This is a genomic window from Chloroflexus sp. (assembly GCF_034434295.1).
Taxonomy (GTDB): domain Bacteria; phylum Chloroflexota; class Chloroflexia; order Chloroflexales; family Chloroflexaceae; genus Chloroflexus.
Genome location: NZ_DAOTZQ010000002.1, coordinates 51,360 through 71,161, shown reverse-complemented (window position 1 = coordinate 71,161; position 19,802 = coordinate 51,360). Strand labels below are relative to the sequence as shown.

General features: G+C 55.4%; 14 protein-coding genes and 1 pseudogene. 4 read left to right on the top strand and 11 right to left on the bottom strand.

What is annotated here, in order from left to right; translation table 11 throughout:
- Positions 1-89: 89 nt before the first annotated feature.
- From VAE57_RS00690 to VAE57_RS00675, 4 genes are all read left to right on the top strand, one after another.
- Entirely contained in the window at positions 90-1,340 is a 1,251-nt protein-coding gene (locus VAE57_RS00690) for an SH3 domain-containing protein (protein WP_322819994.1), read from the top strand.
- Complete coding sequence (locus VAE57_RS00685) at positions 1,337-2,173, top strand: PolC-type DNA polymerase III (protein ID WP_322819993.1); 837 nt, start codon at positions 1,337-1,339, stop codon at positions 2,171-2,173. The genes VAE57_RS00690 and VAE57_RS00685 overlap by 4 nt, the downstream gene beginning before the upstream one ends.
- A 395-nt stretch (positions 2,174-2,568) precedes the next feature.
- Positions 2,569-3,714 carry an RNA polymerase sigma factor RpoD gene (rpoD, locus tag VAE57_RS00680; protein ID WP_322820036.1) on the top strand — a complete coding sequence of 382 codons (1,146 nt, stop codon included), beginning with the start codon at positions 2,569-2,571 and terminating at the stop codon, positions 3,712-3,714.
- 79 nt (positions 3,715-3,793) lie between these two features.
- On the top strand, positions 3,794-4,687 hold the full coding sequence (locus VAE57_RS00675) for a DMT family transporter (RefSeq protein WP_322819992.1): 894 nt from the start codon (positions 3,794-3,796) through the stop codon (positions 4,685-4,687).
- A gap of 35 nt (positions 4,688-4,722) precedes the next feature.
- Here VAE57_RS00675 and VAE57_RS00670 read toward each other — a convergent pair whose 3' ends face one another.
- The 11 genes and pseudogenes from VAE57_RS00670 to VAE57_RS00620 form a co-directional block, all read right to left on the bottom strand.
- Positions 4,723-5,535 (bottom strand): slipin family protein, encoded by an 813-nt coding sequence (locus VAE57_RS00670; RefSeq protein WP_322819991.1) that lies wholly within the window; start codon positions 5,533-5,535, stop codon positions 4,723-4,725.
- Positions 5,536-5,588: 53 nt separating this feature from the next.
- Complete coding sequence (locus tag VAE57_RS00665; RefSeq protein WP_322819990.1) at positions 5,589-6,860, bottom strand: NfeD family protein; 1,272 nt, start codon at positions 6,858-6,860, stop codon at positions 5,589-5,591.
- Between the two features lie 1,113 nt (positions 6,861-7,973).
- Positions 7,974-8,186 carry a DUF951 domain-containing protein gene (locus tag VAE57_RS00660; protein WP_322819989.1) on the bottom strand — a complete coding sequence of 71 codons (213 nt, stop codon included), beginning with the start codon at positions 8,184-8,186 and terminating at the stop codon, positions 7,974-7,976.
- 1 nt (position 8,187) lies between these two features.
- The gene (gene mazG, locus VAE57_RS00655) at positions 8,188-9,384 is read right to left on the bottom strand and encodes a nucleoside triphosphate pyrophosphohydrolase (protein ID WP_322819988.1); all 1,197 of its coding nucleotides are present in this window, start codon (positions 9,382-9,384) and stop codon (positions 8,188-8,190) included.
- Complete coding sequence (locus VAE57_RS00650; RefSeq protein WP_322819987.1) at positions 9,381-10,289, bottom strand: peptidylprolyl isomerase; 909 nt, start codon at positions 10,287-10,289, stop codon at positions 9,381-9,383. The genes mazG and VAE57_RS00650 overlap by 4 nt, the downstream gene beginning before the upstream one ends.
- 115 nt (positions 10,290-10,404) lie before the next feature.
- The gene (gene lepA, locus VAE57_RS00645) at positions 10,405-12,228 is read right to left on the bottom strand and encodes a translation elongation factor 4 (protein WP_322819986.1); all 1,824 of its coding nucleotides are present in this window, start codon (positions 12,226-12,228) and stop codon (positions 10,405-10,407) included.
- 551 nt (positions 12,229-12,779) lie between these two features.
- Entirely contained in the window at positions 12,780-13,616 is an 837-nt protein-coding gene (locus tag VAE57_RS00640) for an ABC transporter permease (RefSeq protein WP_322819985.1), read from the bottom strand.
- Positions 13,594-14,517, bottom strand: coding sequence for an ABC transporter ATP-binding protein (locus VAE57_RS00635; RefSeq protein WP_322819984.1), 924 nt, complete (start codon positions 14,515-14,517; stop codon positions 13,594-13,596). Before VAE57_RS00635 ends, VAE57_RS00640 begins: the two co-directional genes overlap by 23 nt.
- Positions 14,518-14,590: 73 nt before the next feature.
- Positions 14,591-15,528 (bottom strand): annotated as a pseudogene (locus tag VAE57_RS00630) (diguanylate cyclase).
- A 36-nt stretch (positions 15,529-15,564) separates the two neighbouring features.
- Entirely contained in the window at positions 15,565-18,420 is a 2,856-nt protein-coding gene (locus VAE57_RS00625; protein WP_322819983.1) for a PAS domain S-box protein, read from the bottom strand.
- 87 nt (positions 18,421-18,507) lie between these two features.
- Complete coding sequence (locus tag VAE57_RS00620) at positions 18,508-19,731, bottom strand: MFS transporter (protein ID WP_322819982.1); 1,224 nt, start codon at positions 19,729-19,731, stop codon at positions 18,508-18,510.
- Positions 19,732-19,802: the final 71 nt, after the last annotated feature.

The window sequence follows — 19,802 nt, the reverse complement described above, 5'->3', positions numbered from 1 at the left end:
AATCTTTACTATTCCTCCCAATACCAGTTGCAGATACTGCCAGATTCGCATATTATAGGCATCTGAAGCGATTGTATTCGAGGTTACGCATGCAAACAACGCTCAGTCAAATACCAACACCACTAGCCATCGGGCTTATCATTCTTGGACTTATCGTCATTCTGCTAGTCGTCATCCTGATTCGTCGCCGTCGTTATGCTCAGCAACCAGCACCTGAACTGGAGCTTCCTCCGGCAACACCGATTGATTACACAGCGGTACCGCTGGAAGAACCACAAAGCTGGCAAGATCGACTGCGTAATCTCTCACTGGCAGCCAAAATCCTTTTTCTACTGATCCCGGTATTGCTCTGTCTGGGAATTGGAATATTGGTGTTGAGCATCAATAATGATCAGACTGCCAGCCCACCGCCAACACCCACACCTTCACCGGTACCGGTCACCATTACAATAGAAGATGCCGCAATTGTCCGAGCCGATCCGCTGACCATCGGGGTGAGGGTGCGTAGTACCGGTCTGCCTGATGAAAGTGAGCTACAAGTCGAACTACGCGCCGACGGACAACCACTGCGCTGGATCGATCCTGCTCAGACCATTCGGATCCGCCGCGACCGAGGCGATTTACGCACGGCAAAGCTCCCTGATGGCGATCCAACACCGCGGGGACAACGCTATACCATCGTCGTCAGCACGCCAGACGGTAGCGTAAGCGCTGAAGCTGAGCTGGAGGTACTGACAAACTTTGAGGCTGCCTTCTACGGTGAAACAGGTGGCGTGGCAGAGGTACCGTCACCTACCGCATCACCAACGGCCACCCAGCCTCCAGCAGCGCAGGCAACCCCAACTCCACCACCGTCGCCAACGGCAACCCCTACCCCAACGTTGCCTACCGGCCAACCGGTTGCCGTCACCAATGGCGGGAATGTGCGTAGTCTACCCTACACAGGCATTAATAACGTGATCGGCGGGATCAATGCCGGTGAAGAGGTACAAATCCTGGCCCGCACCCCCAATGCACGATGGTATTACGTGCGTACTGTGCGAGATGAAATCGGTTGGGTCAGCGCAACCCTCATTGCCATCACCGACCTGATCGCTGCCGAAACGCCAGTTGCCAATGTCGTGACGGTCTTTGTCAGCGGTCCGCTCTACCTGGCTGCTGATCCGGCCAGTGCGCAAATTGATCGGGTTGAGGTCAATGAAGTGGTCGAGTTGTTTGAGCGCACTGCCGACGGCACATGGTATCGAGTACGCAATGTTCGTGACCGTGAGGGTTGGGTGCAGGCCAACCTGCTTGGAATTCCCGATGATGTCGCAGCGCAGGTACCGGTGACACAATGACAGGCATTGAACTACAACAACCCATTACAGACGTGCCGCTCCTCTTCTTCGATGTCGAAACGACCGGGCTTGAGATTCAGGCCGGTCATCGCATCTGCGAAGTGGCTATGCTCCGCTGGGAGCATGGCCAGGAGGTGAGCAGGATTAATACGTTGATTAATCCCGAACGTGAACTCGATTCGCAGGCAGCCCAAATTAACGGCCTTCAGCCGGCAGATCTGAACAATGCGCCTTTATTTACCGACATTGCCCCCCAAATTGTTCAGCTCAGTCAGAATGCGGTGCGTATCGCCCACAACCTTCCCTTCGACGAGTCATTTTTGAATATGGAACTCTGGCGGGCCGGTTATCCACCCTTTACCGGCCCGGCACTCGACACCCTCGAACTGGCCCGTCGCCTCGGCATCCGTCGCGGTTCACTGAGTCTGGCGGCATTGGCCGCAACGTTCGGCCTGCCGACACCCACTCATCGGGCAATGGATGATGTGTTGACCCTACGCGCACTCTTTGATCATTTCGTCAATGAAATGTTCAGCCTCGGTATCATAACTCTGGGTGATGTTCTTCGTTTTGCGCGTGGTCTGCGCCCCAATGACCCTGAACCGGAAGCCCCACCACCGCTGGCTGCTGCACTGGCTACCGGCTCTACTCTTCGCATCGTGTACACCTCTCACAGTAGTCCCCAACCCCTCGAACGCCGCATTCGCCCTATTGAGCTGGTTGTCGAGCCTAACGGTATCAGCGTGCGCGCCTTTTGCTACCTGCGTAACGATATTCGCAATTTCCTCCTTTCACGCATTAGCGCATATTTGCCCGATACGCAGACAGAGTGATCAGCTCAAACGGACAATAAGGTCGTTTATCGCATGCTTTTTCAGAATCAGTCCAAAGAGGGGGTTGACTCTGATACTCCAACAGTGCTATAGTTACGTTAGTTACGTCTAATGGGGTGCCACGTTTGCGTCCCTCTATCGCGGTGACAGCATGGGGTTTGAGGGCCTTCTCTCAACCCCATTCCTTTGCCGAAGCAACAGGGAGTACGCGACGTGTAAGGCCCGGCGTTTCAGAAGTGTCGCTGAGGCCTTTCAATATTCCTGAAGACGAAAAATCAATTGCAGCAGCCCGCCGTCTCATCAACGGCCTAGTGATGGTCGTCACGCCAGCCTGACGCCATCAACAGAGTACTGGTTGAACGATGTTGAGCAAAGCTACACCGGAGTCAGAGGCAATGATCGAGCAATTGCTCGCCGCAGCTCGTGTGCGTGGCTACATCACCCACGCCGACATTCTTGCTACTTTTCCCAACCCAGAGCACGACATTGCTGAGATCGATCAGCTTTATGCGATGCTGCAAGCTGAAGGGATCAAAGTAATCGAGTCAAGTGATGAACTCGATGGCCCGACCGATTTTGAACCCGATCCAGATGCTGATCTCATTGCTGATTTGCCTGATTTGGGCGATATTGCATTTGATGACCCGGTTCGCATGTACTTGCAAGAGATCGGGCAGGTACCATTGCTGACTGCCGAACAAGAGGTTGAACTGGCGAAAGCAATGGAAGCAGGTGCTGCTGCTCGCCAGCGCCTCGATCGCGAAGAGTACACCTCTGCCCGCGAGCGGTTCGAGCTTGAACGAGCAGTCCAGCAGGGCCAGGATGCCCGTCATCATCTTATTCAGGCAAATCTGCGCCTGGTTGTCAGTATTGCCAAGAAGTACACATCCTACGGCCTGACGATGATGGATCTCGTCCAAGAGGGAAATATTGGCCTGATGCGGGCAGTTGAGAAATTTGATTACAAAAAGGGTCATAAGTTTAGCACTTACGCAACGTGGTGGATCCGTCAGGCGATCACTCGTGCGATTGCCGATCAGAGCCGCACGATCCGCCTCCCCGTCCATATGGGTGAGGCGATCAGTCAGGTTAAGCGCATGTCTCATCGCCTCCAGCAAACTATGCAGCGCGAGCCGACTCCAGAAGAGATCGCCGATGCAATGGGTATCTCCGCCGGTAAAGTACGCCGCACGCTTGAGGCGAGCATGCATCCCCTTTCCCTGGAGATGCCGGTCGGGCAAGAGGGTGAAGGACGGATGGGCGATTTTATTGAGGATGATCGTATTTCCACTCCTGCCGAAGCGGCTGCTGCCTCGTTGCTGCGCGAGCAGCTTGAAGAGGTTTTGATGAAGCTACCCGAACGCGAGCGGAAGATTATTCAATTGCGCTACGGCCTCAAAGACGGTCGTTACCGCACGCTCGAAGAGGTGGGGATCGAGTTTGGGATTACTCGCGAGCGCATTCGCCAGATTGAAGCAGTTGCTCTCCGCAAGCTGCGCCACCCTCATCTTGGTAAAAAGCTCCGTGGCTATCTGGATTAATCACATTATCGTTCGCGCATAAGCTATGACAGCCCCCGTGACGATTGCACGGGGGCTATGTATGTACTGTGTGATGACTATGCAACGCCTCGATGAAGCACAACGTCCGCTCGATGTAGCAATGGTCGTGATCGCTGCACTTAGCTGGGGAACTATTGGGGTCGCGGTTGGCTGGCTCTACCGCTTAACGGAAACCAATTCCCTCTCGATTGGCTTTCTACGATTGCTCCTCTCGGCACCGGTACTCCTGATAACCGCCCGCCTCCTGGCCGGACAACAGGCATTCCGCATTCAACCGCGCCATCGCTGGACACTGGGGCTGATCGGTGGTGCCTTTGCCGGCTATCAGGTCGCCTATTTTGCCGCCATTCCCTACCTCGGCGTGGCAGCGGCTGTACTGATTAACATTTGTAGTGCGCCGATCTTTACTGCGCTCCTGGCGCGTGCGTTCCTCGGTGAAAGACTACGACCTGTAACCTGGCTGGCAATTGGTGGTGCCGTCGTTGGGGCTGCCCTCCTGGTTGGTGGTGCACCACAGGTGACATCCACCATCGATCTGCTGATCGGGACGGCACTGGCCCTCACCGCCGGCTTCTCGTACAGTCTGGTCGTGCTTGGTGCACGCCTGATTGCCACCGATTATCATCCGGTTGTGCCGGTCGCCCTATCCTTTACGCTGGGAGCCATCCTGCTGCTGCCGGCAGCACTCTCCACTGGCCTGGTGGTCGATTATCCCGTTCAGGGCTGGCTGGTGCTGATCTACCTCAGCATCGTACCCACGGCCATCGCGTATGCACTGTACGTGCGCGGCATGCGCAGTGTGCGTGCGACCACTGCGGCGACCATTACGCTCCTCGAACCACTTGGCTCGGCGCTGCTAGCCATTCTCCTCCTCGGTGAACGCTTTACCGCTACGGGCATTGTCGGCGCAATCCTGCTCATTGCCAGCATTGCCGTCATTGCACGCAAATAGGGGCGAAGTACGCTTCGCCCCTACCCCCTATACAGTTACGCCTCTTCACTCCGGACAATCCGCCGCTCATCGCTGGTGGCCCCATTGTTTGACGCCAGAAAGGTCTTGAGCATGTCAATCGGCAGCGGGAAGACAATCGTACTGTTCTTCTCGGTGGCAATCTCGGTCAATGTCTGCAAATAGCGCAACTGCAACGTCGTCGGTTCACTGGCCAGCACTCGCGCTGCCTCAGCCAGTGTGCGCGACGCCTGCAACTCACCATCAGCATGGATCAGCTTGGCCCGCTTCTCACGCTCGGCCTCAGCCTGCCGCGCCATCGCCCGCTGCATATTCTGCGGTAGCTCAACGTCCTTCACCTCCACAATCGTCACCTTAATCCCCCACGGCTCGGTCTGCTCGTCAATAATCTGCTGCAACTTCTGATTAATCTTCTCGCGTTGCGCCAGCAATTCGTCGAGTTCGACCTGACCAACCACGCTGCGGAGCGTCGTCTGCGCGATTTGCATCGTCGCCCGGATGTAGTCCATCACCTTTGTCACTGCCCAGTTCGGATTGATCACCTGGAAATAGAGCACCGCATTCACTTTAATCGTGACGTTGTCAAGAGTAATCACCTCCTGAACCGGCACGTCCATAGTGATCACCCGCATATCCACCCGTACCATCCGCTCGAACACCGGAATCACAAAGAAAATGCCCGGTCCTCGCGGCCCCATCAACCGGCCCAGCCGGAAGATCACCCCACGCTCATATTCAGGCACAATTTTGATTGCCGACAATAGAATCATCAGGGCAATAAAGGCCAGCACTGACAGACAGGCCAGCAAAAAGAACGTTGCACTTCCCATAGTCCTGCTCCTTCCTATCGAAATCTTGTGACAAGAGTCATGACACGCCACACTCACAATTGTGGCGGCGAAGATTCGCCGGCATCAATCCGTCGCACGGTCAACCGCAGAGCATAGATACCGGTGACACGCACAAATTCACCTTCCTCAGCAGTGCCATTTTCGCATACCGCCCGCCAGAGCGCACCTTCTACGAAGACCATGCCCTCTGGATCGAGCCGTTTGCGCACCTCAGCTAACCGACCGATCAATCCCTCTTGACCGGTCATGACCGGACGATTCTGGGAACGTAACGCCAGCCAGACCCCACTAATCGCAAAGATTGCAATCAACACTGCCACCAGAATGACCGCCCACAAGGCTACCGTAACTCCAGGTGCCTGTACTTGATCGAAGAGCGTTAATGAGCTGGCGATCATAATGCCCACCCCAATGACTGTCAACGTACCATGCGATGGCACAAAGAGATCCGCCGCAACCAGACCAAAGGCGATGAGAATGCCCAGCACACTGAGCCACTGCACCGGCAAGGCAATCATGCCCACAATCGCGCCGGCCAGTAAGATCACACCTAAACCGGCCAGAATACCGACCGTTGGACTGAGAAACTCTGCATAAAAAGCCAGCCCGGCCATAATCAACAGGATAAAAACGACGGTCGGGTTGGCCAGAACGAGCAAAACTGCCTCGATAAGATTCACTTCGACGATCCGTGGCCGTGGCCCAAGCGTTGCCAGTGTTACCTGAGCGCCATCGGCGCGGGTAATGACACGTCCTTCCAGCCGCAGCAGAAGCTCGTCTACATCACGCGCAACAATATCGATAATCGGCGGTGAACCCTCGATAGCCTGTGCTGCGGTTGCAATGAAACCACGGCGTAAGGCAGCATCAGCCCAACTCACATCCCGTTGACGGGCTGCCCCCCATTCTTCAAACTGCTGTAATTGCTCGTTAAGCAAAAGTTCCTGGGTCGTTTCGCTCACCCCCATTGCAGGGACGAACAACGGTGCCGCAAGCCCAAACCGGCTCTCTGGAGCCATTGCCGCAACATGCGCTGCCGCCAGTAACCACGTTCCGGCTGCACCAGCATCGTGACCTGCTGGACTGATAAATACAACCACCGGCACCTTCGCTTCGGCAATCTCTCCCGCCAGCGTGCGTGCCTCTTGCATGACTGCACCACGTGGAGTGAGCTGAATAATCAGCGCCTGGGCATTCGCCGCCTCCGCCTCACGCAGCGCACGGCGAAGATACCCGGCAGCATAGCTGCTCAGCACGCCATCGTACTCGACGAAATAAATCGGTTGCACCGATTGAGCTGCCACACTGCTTGCCAACAGTATCCATAGCAGCCCAACAAGTATCAACCGGTATGTCCAGGTGCACAATCTACGATCAGAGGTTTTCCCCTCAAGGAGTGAACAGTATTGTTTGAAACAGTATCTCATATAGACGTACAAACCTGATCTAAACGCGATATTGCCATCATACCTTGACTATCGCTAACCGGCAAGCAAGGGCAGCACTAAAGGCTGGTATACACGTTGTCAGAGACCGCAGATATATAGAACGGCGTTTCCACTTTCAGGCTGGATTGCCCGTGATGCATCTTCGGAGTGCGGAAACCACGCTTCCGCATCTTCCGCACGCATGGGCAGGTGCGGGTCGCAGCGCGTACCTGTGCCGCTCCGTGATCCTGGTGGGACAGGCTGTCAGCCTACCCCACTATCGAGTACGCTAAACTTATTTCATAAAAAGCTGTGACGTTGTGATACCTGATCATCGCACAGGCCCAGGAACGCTTACCAATCACTAACGACAGTATAGCTTGCTCCCAGTCTGCCGGTATGGCAGCGGAGAGTGCTCAAGGCCATTCACCGTGCAATCACGCCCTGGATTGGTTACCTTGCCCGCTCATCATACGCATTCGCACCGTATGGAGTGCGGCAGCATGGCTGCCGCACCAATCGTGCTCACGATCAGGTGCGTGTCGCGCCGTTGACCCTGCTGGTTACGGCGATGCTGTGTGTGCTCATTCACAGAAGTCTGTCAGTAATGAATTGAGATAACTTATCGTAGATGTTTTTTGAAATAAGCTCTATGTTGAAAGCAGCAACGCATCACGCTCACCACCCTTCACCCTGGCGCTGCCTTTGAACACGAATGTCCGTGAACCGGTCAGTGTGCCTGCAACGACCCACTCGCAGCCACCAGCAGCTCGCCCATCAGCACTTCAGCACGGCTATCACACCTGGACAGTACATATCTTTGAGAGAGCTGATATTACGTAGTCGTAGGGGCGCACGTCCGTGCGCCCCTACCGGCAGCACGATCCCGCCAAACAAGAGGTTCGACCGCCACACCATGGCTGTACATCACACCTGACACCACGCAAGGTATACGCGAAACACATCCCGCACGCGGCAACAATCCGTCACCTACTCAGCGCCCTGCGCATCTTCGCTCCGCACCACAAACCGCTTGATCCGGCGTTCGACCTCTGCGCGTGGCAGCAACACTCGCCGACCACACGTCTCACAGCGCAGACCGATGTCGGCACCCAGCCGCACGATCCGCCAGGTATCACCACCACAGGCATGTGGCTTACGTAACTGCACGACATCGTTAAGCGCAAGCGGTATGGGTTTCATCTTACCGTCCGTCACCAAGCGTCTTCGCTTCTGCCCACCAGGCCAGCATGTCAGCCAGTGAGCAATCCTGCAATGCACGCCCGCTTTGCGCAGCCATCTGCTCAACGAACTGGAAGCGTTGTTTGTAGCGCATAGCTGCGTCGCGCAAGGCTATCTCAGCATCCAGCTTCAACCAGTACGCCAGCGTTGCCAGCGCAAAGAGCACATCACCTAACTCAGCCTGTTGCGCCGCCGGATCAGCGGCAGTGCGCAATTCATGCAACTCTTCGGTGACTTTGGCCCACACCTGATCGAGATGTTGCCACGTGAACCCTGCACGAGTGGCTTTGCGTGCAAATTCTTGCGCCATCATCAGCGCCGGCAGTGCCACCGGTACGCCATCAAGCGCACTGTTACGCACCTTCCCCTTCGCCGCCTGCTCTTGCGCTTTAAGCTGATGCCAGTTGCGCAATACCTGTTCAGGACCATCAACCTCAGTTGTTGCAAAGACGTGCGGATGGCGGAACTCCAGCTTATCGGCCACCGTCCGAATGACATCTTCAAGGGTGAACGTGCCCGCCTGTCGTGCCATCTCGCTATGCACGAAGACCTGCAAGAGCACATCCCCCAACTCTTCGCACAGTTCCGTCATATCACCGCTGTCCAGCGCCTCAACCGCTTCGTAGACCTCAGCGATGAGGTATTGCCGCAGACTTCGATGGGTCTGACGCACATCCCACGGACAACCATCGGGGCCAAGCAAACGACTGACGACCCATTGCAGGCGCTCAAAACCCCGTCGATCATCGGCCAGCGCTAGAGCCGGAACCACGAGCGCCACCATCTGGGCATCCGAAAGGCTCACCGTTGGCAGATCACGCAACTGGCAGGAGTGCACAGTATCACCCGGTAAGGCAATGAACGTCAACGGGTGGTGATCGGGGTAGCGCTCACCAAGCACCGCGGCTAACAGATCACGATTAAAGGAATCAGCCGATCCCCAGATCAATGCCGGAGTATGGCGTGCCAGCGGATAGGGCAGGCGCGGCGGTTGATACCTGCCCAATTTCTGTTCTTCTACCCAGGGCAATACCTTCTGCGCAGCAGGCAACGGTGGCGATTGCAACACCGTATCGATGGTACAAACCTGCATTGATGCCGGATCGATCAAATGATTTGCTATTGCCACATTCAGTAGTGTAGAGAACGCATCGCTCATGGTGTTTCCGGGAAGGGTATCGGCAACGTATTGGGGTCAAAACCGGTTGCAATCTGCAACTCACCGCTCAGTTCGGCTTGCCGGCGTAGCTCTTCGTACCAGGGCACAAATGTCTCTTGATAAAACTGGCCGGCGTTGCGCCGTATGCGCAGATCGTCGAAGGACGAAAATCGACGCTGACTCTCACGCTCCAACACCTCAACAATATGAAAGCCAAAATCGGTTTGCACAATGTGCGGTGTATTGAGCGGCAGTGAGAAGATCGCTTCCTCAAACGGGGGCACAAACTCGCCACGTGGTGTCCATCCCAGATCACCGCCATTTGCCGCCGATCCGGTATCCTGCGAACGTTGGGCAGCCAGCGTTGCAAAATCAGCACCGGCCTGCAATTCGGCCAGCGTTGCCTGCGCCGTAGCCTCATCGGCAACCAGAATATGGCGTGCCCGCGCCATATCGGCGCGTGTATTGCGGGCAATCACAGCAAAGACGATCTGCTCACGTGCCAGCACGTTGCGCAAATCCTGCACCTCAGCCGGGTCGGCATCAGCCGGCAGACGAGCAGCAATTTCAGCATCGAGTGCTGCCGGATCAATCCCGATCCCATACTGGCGTGCATACTGCAACAGCAGCTCATTCTGGATCATTTGCTCGAAAATCTGGCGACGCAGATCATTCTCGACCACAATCTGTTCGATCTGCTCACGTGTCTGACCGCTGGACAGCGCATTCGCTACCCCATCACCAATCGCCCGCTTGATCTCAGCATTGACATCGGCAACGGTGAAGACTTGTGCTCCCAGCCGGAACGCAACCGGCGAGTCGACCGATTCCCACTGCTGGCCCTGAACGGCACTCTGACACCCGGCCAGCACCAGAAGCGCAAACAACCATAGCAGACGACGCATCGACGGCTTCTCCCCTAACACAGCACACCTGCTCACCAAACCGGGAACCGCTCAAGCGGCTCTCTTCACAAAAATACGAGGCGAATGTCTCTTCGCCTCGTTCATCCTCACACCCCTACCGCTCACGCTCGCTACCCGTTTCATTGAGCGACAGGATAGCCATGAAGGCTTCCTGGGGAATCTCCACACTCCCCACCATCTTCATGCGCTTCTTGCCCTCTTTCTGCTTTTCGAGCAGCTTCCGTTTGCGCGTGACGTCACCACCGTAACACTTCGCCAGCACATCCTTGCGCAAGGCACGGATCGTCTCGCGGGCGATCACCTTCGAGCCAATCGCCGCCTGAATCGGCACCTCGAACATCTGGCGCGGGATCAACTGTCGCAACCGTTCCACCAGATCACGACCGCGCTGGTAGGCAAAATCGCGATGCACAATCAGCGAGAGGGCATCAACCGGTTGCCCGTTAACCAGAATATCCAGCTTCACCAGGTCAGCTTCCTGATAGCCGGCCAGATGATAATCGAGAGAGGCGTAGCCTTGCGTGCGGCTCTTCAGTTGATCGTAGAAATCGATCACGATTTCGGCCAGGGGCATCCGATATTTCAAGAGCACCCGTGTCGGGTCAAGATAATCCATACTGATGAACGTCCCTCGTCGGGTCGTCACCAGCTCCATAATCGTACCGATATAGCGCACCGGTGCGATCACACTAATCTCGACCACCGGCTCCTCAATCGCTTCAACCCGCGACTGATCGGGCATCTCCGATGGGTTGGCGACGGTCACAATCTCGCCATCAGAAAGCAAAACCTGGTATTCGACCGAGGGTGCGGTGATCAGCAGATCGAGCTTATACTCGCGTTCAAGCCGTTCACGCACAATCTCCATGTGCAAAAGGCCGAGAAATCCGCAGCGGAAGCCAAATCCCAGCGCCGCCGAGCTTTCTGGCTGAAACGAGAGCGCTGCATCGTTCAGTTTCAAACGTTCGAGCGCTTCTCGCAACTCAGGATAGGCATTTGAGTCAATGGGATAGAGACCGGCGAAGACCATCGGCTTGGCCGGGCGATAACCGGGTAGCGGCTCGGCAGCCGGGGCGTCGGCCAGAGTGATCGTATCACCCACCTGACAATCGGCCACGCTCTTCAAGCCGGTGGCAATGTAGCCCACTTCACCGGCAACCAGTTCATTCAGCGAGGTCATGGCCGGGCGGAAGATACCGAGTTCAAGGGTTTCGGCCTGGGCACCGGTGCCCATAAAGCGCACCCGATCACGACTGGTGAAGGCACCATCAACAACCCGAACATAGGCAATGGCGCCCTTGTACGGATCGTAGTGCGAGTCAAAGATGAGCGCCCGTGCCGGCTGCTGGCGCTGACCACGTGGCGGCGGAATGCGCCGGACAATCGCCTCCAGAATCTCGGTAATCCCGATTCCTTCCTTCGCCGAAGCCATGATCGCATCCTCGGCGGGAATACCAATCACTGTCTCAATCTCCTGCGCCACCTCTTCGGGATGCGCACCGGGCAGATCGATCTTGTTGACGACCGGAATAATCACCAGATCATTTTCCAGCGCCAGATAGGTATTGGCGAGAGTCTGCGCCTCAATCCCCTGCGAGGCATCAACAACCAGCAATGCCCCCTCGCACGCTGCCAGCGAGCGGTTGACTTCGTAGCTGAAATCCACGTGACCGGGCGTATCGATCAGGTTAAGCTGGTAAAGCTGACCATCGGCTGCGCGATACTCCATCCGCACCGGCTTTAACTTGATCGTGATCCCTTTTTCGCGTTCTAGATCGAGCGAGTCGAGGAGCTGCTCGCGCTGTTCACGCTCGCTAATCGTGCGCGTTGCTTCAAGTAAGCGATCACTCAGCGTTGTTTTGCCGTGATCGACGTGGGCAATGATGCTGAAATTACGGATGTGCAGTTGATCTGACATGTGTGCTTCAATCGGCGGCAATACCGCAAATGTCCCTTCGTTTCTGCTATGCAGTATACCATAGACACGGCCTCGCTGTTGGGTATAGCTACACACCCAACTTTCTCAAGCTGAGCGATAAGGATTGAGCCGACGATCCTGATCTTCGCTAGAACTTATTTCACAAAAGCTGTGCTGTCGTGCTCCCAGACGGTCGTCCAGGCATAGGAACGCTTGCCAATCGCTAACAACAGCATATCCTGCCCCCAGGATGCCAGTATGGTAGTGAGAATGGCTGACGACCCTTGCCGGTGCCATCACGCGCTGGATTGAGTGCCTTCCCGCTTTTCATGCGTGTGGCGCAGCGTTTGGCGTGCGGCAGCATGGCTGCCGCGCCAGCCGTACTTTGTGCCCGGCGCGTGGTACGCGGTTGAACTGGCTGGTCACGGAGATGCCGTTTGTGATCGTCACAATCGTAGAGTCTGTCAGTCATTGATGAGATAACTTCTCAATGTTTTTTGAAACAAGCTCTAGCCCGACATAGCGACGACATCCTGCCGATCAGTGCAACCTCATACGACCCGCCGTCTCACCAGCCTCGTCCAAAGCCAGGCTCCAACCGTAACATCACGCTGTTCAAAGCTCACGATTGCCAGCAAATAGAAAACCAGCGCTGCACCGCTCAGTACGAGCAAATCACTCGCTGCCGGCCCACCGTCTAATGCGTCAGGCGTTGAAGGGCGATAGTGAAATGGCGACAATGGCTGCAACCACTCCAGATCAGGCGACATACCGACCAGGTTGTAGCCAAGAAAACTCACCACCAGCACGACCGTTGCCAGCGCCAGCGCCACCCGTCGCGAGGGAGTCACCGTGCCCAACCACAGACTGATCATTTGGAAGAGAAAAACCAATGGCCAGTGCGCGATGACCGCACGAAAGAGGTCACCAGCATCGAGATTAGTGGTGAGCTGAGAACGAATCGCCAGAAAGACCAGCGCGGCAGCGATGCCAGCCATCGTCAACACAGCCAGCGCAATCGCTGCCAGTTCCAACACCTTCGCCGTCACCAGTTGCCGGCGTGTCAGTGGTAACGCCATTTGCAATTCAAGCGTACCGGCATCTTCTTCACCTGCCAGCACACCGGTGCCGGTGACAATGGCCAACACTCCTATCAATACACTGAAAAAGTGGAAGATGGTTGAGCCAATATACCCCTCAAAGGTAGCCATACTGAGATTACCAAATGCCCGGTAGAGTTCAATCGCCTGCAAATCGAGGTTGCGCATTTCGGCGGGTAAAGCCGGATAAAATGCCAGGTAGACACTGAAAAAGACCAGCAGACCACTTCCCCAGCCGATCAACAGCATACGCCGCATGCGCAATTCATGCCAAAACAGGCTGAGCATGGTTTTCTCCTTGTCCACCGTAGTAGGCCAGAAAGACCTCTTCCAGCGTAAGCGGGATCGTCTCCAGTTCGATCACTGCTTGTTCGGCGGCGATCCGTAGCACATCCGCCAACCCTGATCGTACTTCAATCGTGATGTCGTTGCCGCTGTGCGCCAGTACCGTGACACCGGGCAAGGAAAACACGGTAGATGGCAATTGATGGGCAAAGCGCAGCCGCATGCGATGCACCTGTTGCCGTTGCAGCAGCGTGTCAATGCGTTCTACCGTCACCAATCGACCCTCACAAATAATCCCTACCCGGTCACACACCGCCTGGACTTCAGGCAACACATGCGAAGAAAAGAAGACGGTGCGTCTCTCACTCCGTGCAACCTGTACCAGCTCAAGCACTGCCTGCTGCGCCAGCGGATCAAGGCCACCGGTTGGTTCATCGAGGATCAGTAAACGTGGACGGAACATAAAAGCGGCAATCAGCCCCACTTTCTGTTTATTTCCACGCGAATAGGTACGCAGCGGGCGATCCAGCTCTATTTCGAGTTGATCACACAGTTGTTTCAGATAGGCCGGTTCAACGACCCGTCCACGCACTTCATCGAGCATTGTCAGATACTGGCGAGCAGTCTGCTGAGGCGGCAGATTCAGCTCGCCAGGGAGATACCCCACCTGCCGGCGAATGGCCGGCCCGTGCCGCCGACAATCCTGACCAAAGATAAGCGCCCGACCGCGTACCGGTCTGATGAGATCGAGGAGCACCCGCAGAGTAGTCGTCTTACCGGCCCCATTCGGGCCAAGAAAGCCGAACACCTCACCTGCCTCAACAGCCAGATCAAGCCCTTCAATACCACGCCGCCGCCCATAGTAGACCGTAAGGTCATGGAGTTCAATAACCGGCACTGTCATGCATGTTCTCCTTGTTTTGTATCAGGGCAGTTTACAGCACCACAGTGAGGAAATAAGAGGGGGCAGCAAATGTTTACACCCCGACCACATAGTTACGCCCTTGCCGTTTCGCAGCGTACAATGCCTGATCGGCGCGATCAATCAATCGCTCAATCGTTGTATCAGTTGACTGGCGTTCAGCTACGCCAACACTGATCGTTGCGGTAACAATACCCCTATCGGTGTGAACCTGTAAATCGGCAATCGTTACCCGCAATCGTTCGGCCAGCGTAAGTGCAGAAGGGAGATTCGTGTTCGGCAATAACAGAATAAATTCCTCCCCCCAAAACGACCGATGCTATCGGCAGTGCGTATCTGATGCGCTACAGTTTGGGCAACCGCCCGTAAGACCTGATCACCAACCAGATGACCATAGCGATCATTAATCTGCTTAAAGTGATCAACATCGAACATACACATCGTCAGTGGTCGTTCATAACGGGTAGCAATCGCAAATTCGTGGCGGGCCAGCTCGTAGAAATGGCTCCGATTATACACACCGGTAAGCCAGTCAATCCGGGCCAGCTCAGCTTCACGGGCCAATGCTCGTTGGAGTTCGCGATTGGCAGCTTCGAGAGCTTTGCGCACCTGGGCCAGCGCCAGGTGGGTACGCACCCGTGCCAGTACTTCGAGAGGTTGAAACGGCTTCGCAATATAATCCACTCCGCCACACTCAAATGCCCGCACTTTATCTTCAACGTCATCCAGTGCGCTAATGAAGATCACCGGTATCTGTGCTGTTTCCTCATCGGCTTTCAATTTCTGGCAAACCTCGTAACCATCCATATCCGGCATCCGAATATCAAGCAAGACAAGGTCAGGGCGAATGGTACGAATAGCCGTTAAGGCCGCTGTCCCCTGAGTAACCGGGCGCACATCGTAGGACTGTGCACTCAGAACCTGGGTGAGCAACAGCAGATTTGCCGGAGTGTCGTCAACGACGAGAATGACAGGTGAACGGTTTGTGGTCATGGATAACAGAGTATATACATTTTTAACCTGCATACACTATACAATACGATTCTCGGTTTGAGAAGGAACCAACTGATCAAGCCACTGTATCATGGCCTCATAGTTAAATGTCTCAATCCAGTGCCGAAGCTGCCGTGCATCATCAGGGCGTTCGACCTCAATCATCGCCACTAATTCCTGCAAGCGTTGAAAATGTGCGACCTGGGCAGCCTGACGCAACGCCTGACACCACCCCAGGTGATACCCCTGTTCTGCCGTTTCCGGCACCTCAAGTATCGCTGCACTGGCGTACTCAAACTGCACATGCAGATGTTGTTCGATCAGTCGAACAACCTCGTGCTCAGGAAACGGCTTCGCCAGAAATCCATCACAACCGGCAGCCAGCACACTCGCTGCCATGTCACCCATCACATGAGCCGACAGTGCAATAATTACCGGCTGCAATAATCCTGGTTCAGTCGCACAGATTGCGCGAATCTGCCGCGCCACCGTCAATCCATCCACCCGCGGCATCCGTAGATCAAGCCAGATCATATGTGGTTGCCACTCACGCCAGACTGCCAGCGTCTGCTCACCATCGGTGACCGATTGCACAGCAAAACCCAGTCGCCGTAATAACGAAATTAACAGTAAGGCATGAGCTGGTTGATCATCAGCTACCAGCATGCGGTACACTGGCTGGTCGGTACGAACCTGAATTACTCGCTGCTTTATCGGTTCTGCAGGCAAGGCAAATGATGAGGTGATTGGGGTACGCAATGGCAATGTGAGCGTAAATCGAGCACCATGCCCCTCACCTGCACTGTACACCGAGAGATCACCGCCGATCAAGCGGGCAAACTCATAACTGATACTCAACCCCAAACCAACCCCGGTATCTGAGACCGCATCGACCGTCTGTTTTCCTTGAAAGAATGGCCGGAAGAGGTACGGTTGCTCAAGGGGGGAAATGCCAACACCGGTATCTTCGACAACAAAGTACATCTGTTGTTTGTCGGTATCAGCTCGTAGACGAACACTGCCACAATGAGTAAATTTGATCGCATTTCCCAGTAAATTGATCAAAATATGGCGAATCTTGGCTTCGTCGCTCACGATCATCGGCGGAACCTGCTCTTCACAGGTAACGATGAGTTGCAGTTGTTTCGCTTCGGCTTGTGGCCCAAACAACGCCTGAAGATCGGCAAGTAATCGACGGACATCGAGCGGATTTGGCGTATAGGTGTAGCGTCCTGATTCAATCTTCACCAGATCAAGCACCTCGTTGATCAGATGCAAGAGGTGCTCGCTGTTCCGATTGATAATCGCCAGATATTCATGCTGAGTCGCCGTTAAATTATCATCACGGCTCATCAACTGGGCAAAACCAAGCACAGCATGTAGTGGTGTTCGCAATTCATGACTGACATTCGCCAGAAATGCACTCTTGGCCCGATTGGCCGCTTCGGCCTGCTGGCGAGCCAGGCGCAACTCTATCTCAGTCTGCTTGCGTGCAGTTATATCCCGCGCTACACCCAGTACCATCAATTGACCTTCTTCATCGCGCACAAATGAGGTTACAATTTCGGCCTGTACTACCCGCCCATCACGGTGAATCAGCTCGATTTCGGCTGTCCAGGGTGGTGCGTTCATTAGCTCCCCTTCCCACTCGTGAAGCATGTAATCGAGCGCTGTCTTGACATGCTGTATCGAATCTGGCTTCAGAAAAGCTGACAATGGCAGATCAAGCGTTTCGGCTGCCGAATAGCCGATCAGTTTTTCTATCGATGGGCTGAAAAAGGTGAACTGCGATTTGAATGGATCGTACAACCAGATCACATCGGTTGTGTTCTCGGCAATCAGACGGTAGCGAGCATCACTCCGCCGCAATGCTTCCTCCATCTGCTTCCGTTCGCTGATGTCATGGACAATGCTTATCGCGTGCGGTACACCTCTGATCGTAACCACTTGTGATGAGAGAAGACAGGTGCGAAAGGTGCCGTCACGACGACGAAAATCAAATTCCAAACTGGTACAGGAGCCCTCACGACGCATGATCCCAGCCCATCGCTGACGATCCTCTGGTGAACGCCAGATATTGAGCGTGAGCGCATCTTTGCCGATTGCCTCATCCGCACTGTACCCACTAATCGTCGTAAAGCCGTGATTGACCTTCACAAATACGCCATCCGTCAACCGCGACAAGAGCACAGCATCGGGCTGCGCCGCAAAAATCTGCTCAAGTTGCTGTACTACTTCACGTTGTTTGTTAACCAGTTCCTGGTTGACCAGCAAAATCAGACCGAAGGTCCATAGTGTGGTCGTTGCGATTGAAACCAGATAGGTAGCAGTTTGCCATGGCGGTGAAACCGTTAACCAGTCTGCTTCCGTCACCGAGGCAACTGCACGTAATGCAAAAAAGGTACTGTTAACGAGAAAGACTATCGCCAGAAACAGTACGACCGGTTTTACATCGGTTTGTAATGCGCGCAGGAGACGCTGGGCAATCAGCATCGAGACCAGGGAAACCACAACTGAAAACAGGATGCGGCGGAGCGGCGGCGCATCATCGGTAAACACCAGCATCAGATTGGCGGTAACGATCAATCCACCGGCCAGCCAGAACCACTGCCGACCGCCACTATCACCGAAGAAGCGGCACACGCCGTAGTGGAGTAAGATCATGCCGATCCCTATCAACGCATTGCTGATCGCGTGCAGACCCAAAGGTAGCAAAGCCACATCACGCAACGTGGTTAGGATCAGACCTGCTGCCAGTACTCCCATACCGGCCGCCCACCAGACCGGCCCGACTCTGTCTCGGTTTGCCAGCGCCAGTCCGATAAGCGCAGCGCTTTGCAGAAGGTTGGCAAGATTCAGGGCAATGGATAAGGTAAGGAGGTCAACGGACATGCGCCACTCCACCCGATTAGCTAAGAGTTATTATTGCATTATGTCATTGTATGACAGAATCCAATCGGCTGCATGCCCTTTCCACTCTTATCCTCGCCCGCCCGCCAACCGCACCGCTGCTGGCGAACGCCGCAGCGTCGCCATTGCCCAAATCCCGATTGCCGGGCCAACTACCAGCCCGGCAAAGGCCCACCGCCAGCCAACCAGATTGACCAGTGGCGGGATGAACCAGATGGTGATCAGGGTCAGCAAAAACCCCAGACTGGTCTGCAACGTCAGCGCCGTACCGGTGCGGCCCGGCGGCGAGAGTTCACTCACTGCTGCCGAGAATTGGGCCGAGTCGGCAACAATCGTCAGGCCCCATACCATCGCCAGGACAGCAACCACCCATGGCTCACCACCAAAGGTGAAGCCGATCGCGAGTGCGCAACTGCCACTCACCGCCATTGCTACTATCGTGACGGTCGTTCGCCCGATCCGGTCGGCAAGCAGCCCGGCCAGTACACTCCCCAGCCCGCCCATTGCAATCGCGGCAAAGGCCACCAGACCCGCCCACGACGCCGTGATACCACGCTCCTCGAAACTGGCTAGCAGGAAAAGCGGTAACCATGCCCACGCTGCATACAGCTCCCACATATGACCAAGATACGCCAGATTCGCCAGCAACACCGGACGTTCACGCGCTACTTCCACCACCTGCGACCAACTGAAGCGTGGGGCCGTTGTGCGTAGCGGTCCTTCACGTACCATGAGCGCAACGATCAGGCCACCCACAACCGCTAAACCAGCAGCCATCAACAACGTCCGCCGCCAGTCATCAATACCACCCATGACATTCAGCAGGTGTGGCGAGGCTGAACCGACAGTCAGTGCTCCGACCAACACCCCGATTGCCAGTCCACGCCCCCGCTGTGTCCATGTTGCCATGATCTTCATCCCAACCGGATATACTCCAGCCAGTGCCACGCCCGTCAAAAAACGCAATGGTAACGCCAGCAGAGGGCCATTAGCCCACCACGCAATCAACGCCGTACACAATGCCGCCAGCAAGGCTGAACCGGCAAAAAACCAGTGGGTCGGCCAGCGATCAGCCAATCCCAGGACTGCTGAGATAAACGCGCCAAAGGCGAAGCCCAACTGCACCGACATCGTGAGCCAGGCCCGAACCGTATCGTTCAAGGCCCATTCGGCAGTCAATGCCGGAATGACTGCTGAAGCGGAAAACCACGTCCCTTTCGCCAGCAGCACTGCTACTGCCAGCACTATTACCACAAACCCTGCGCGACGAGGTGGAATGGGAATTGTTGTCATCTGTTCACTCCGTGAAGACAACGACAATGCACGGTTAGCAAAGAATGACCCTATCTTACCACTCGCAACAA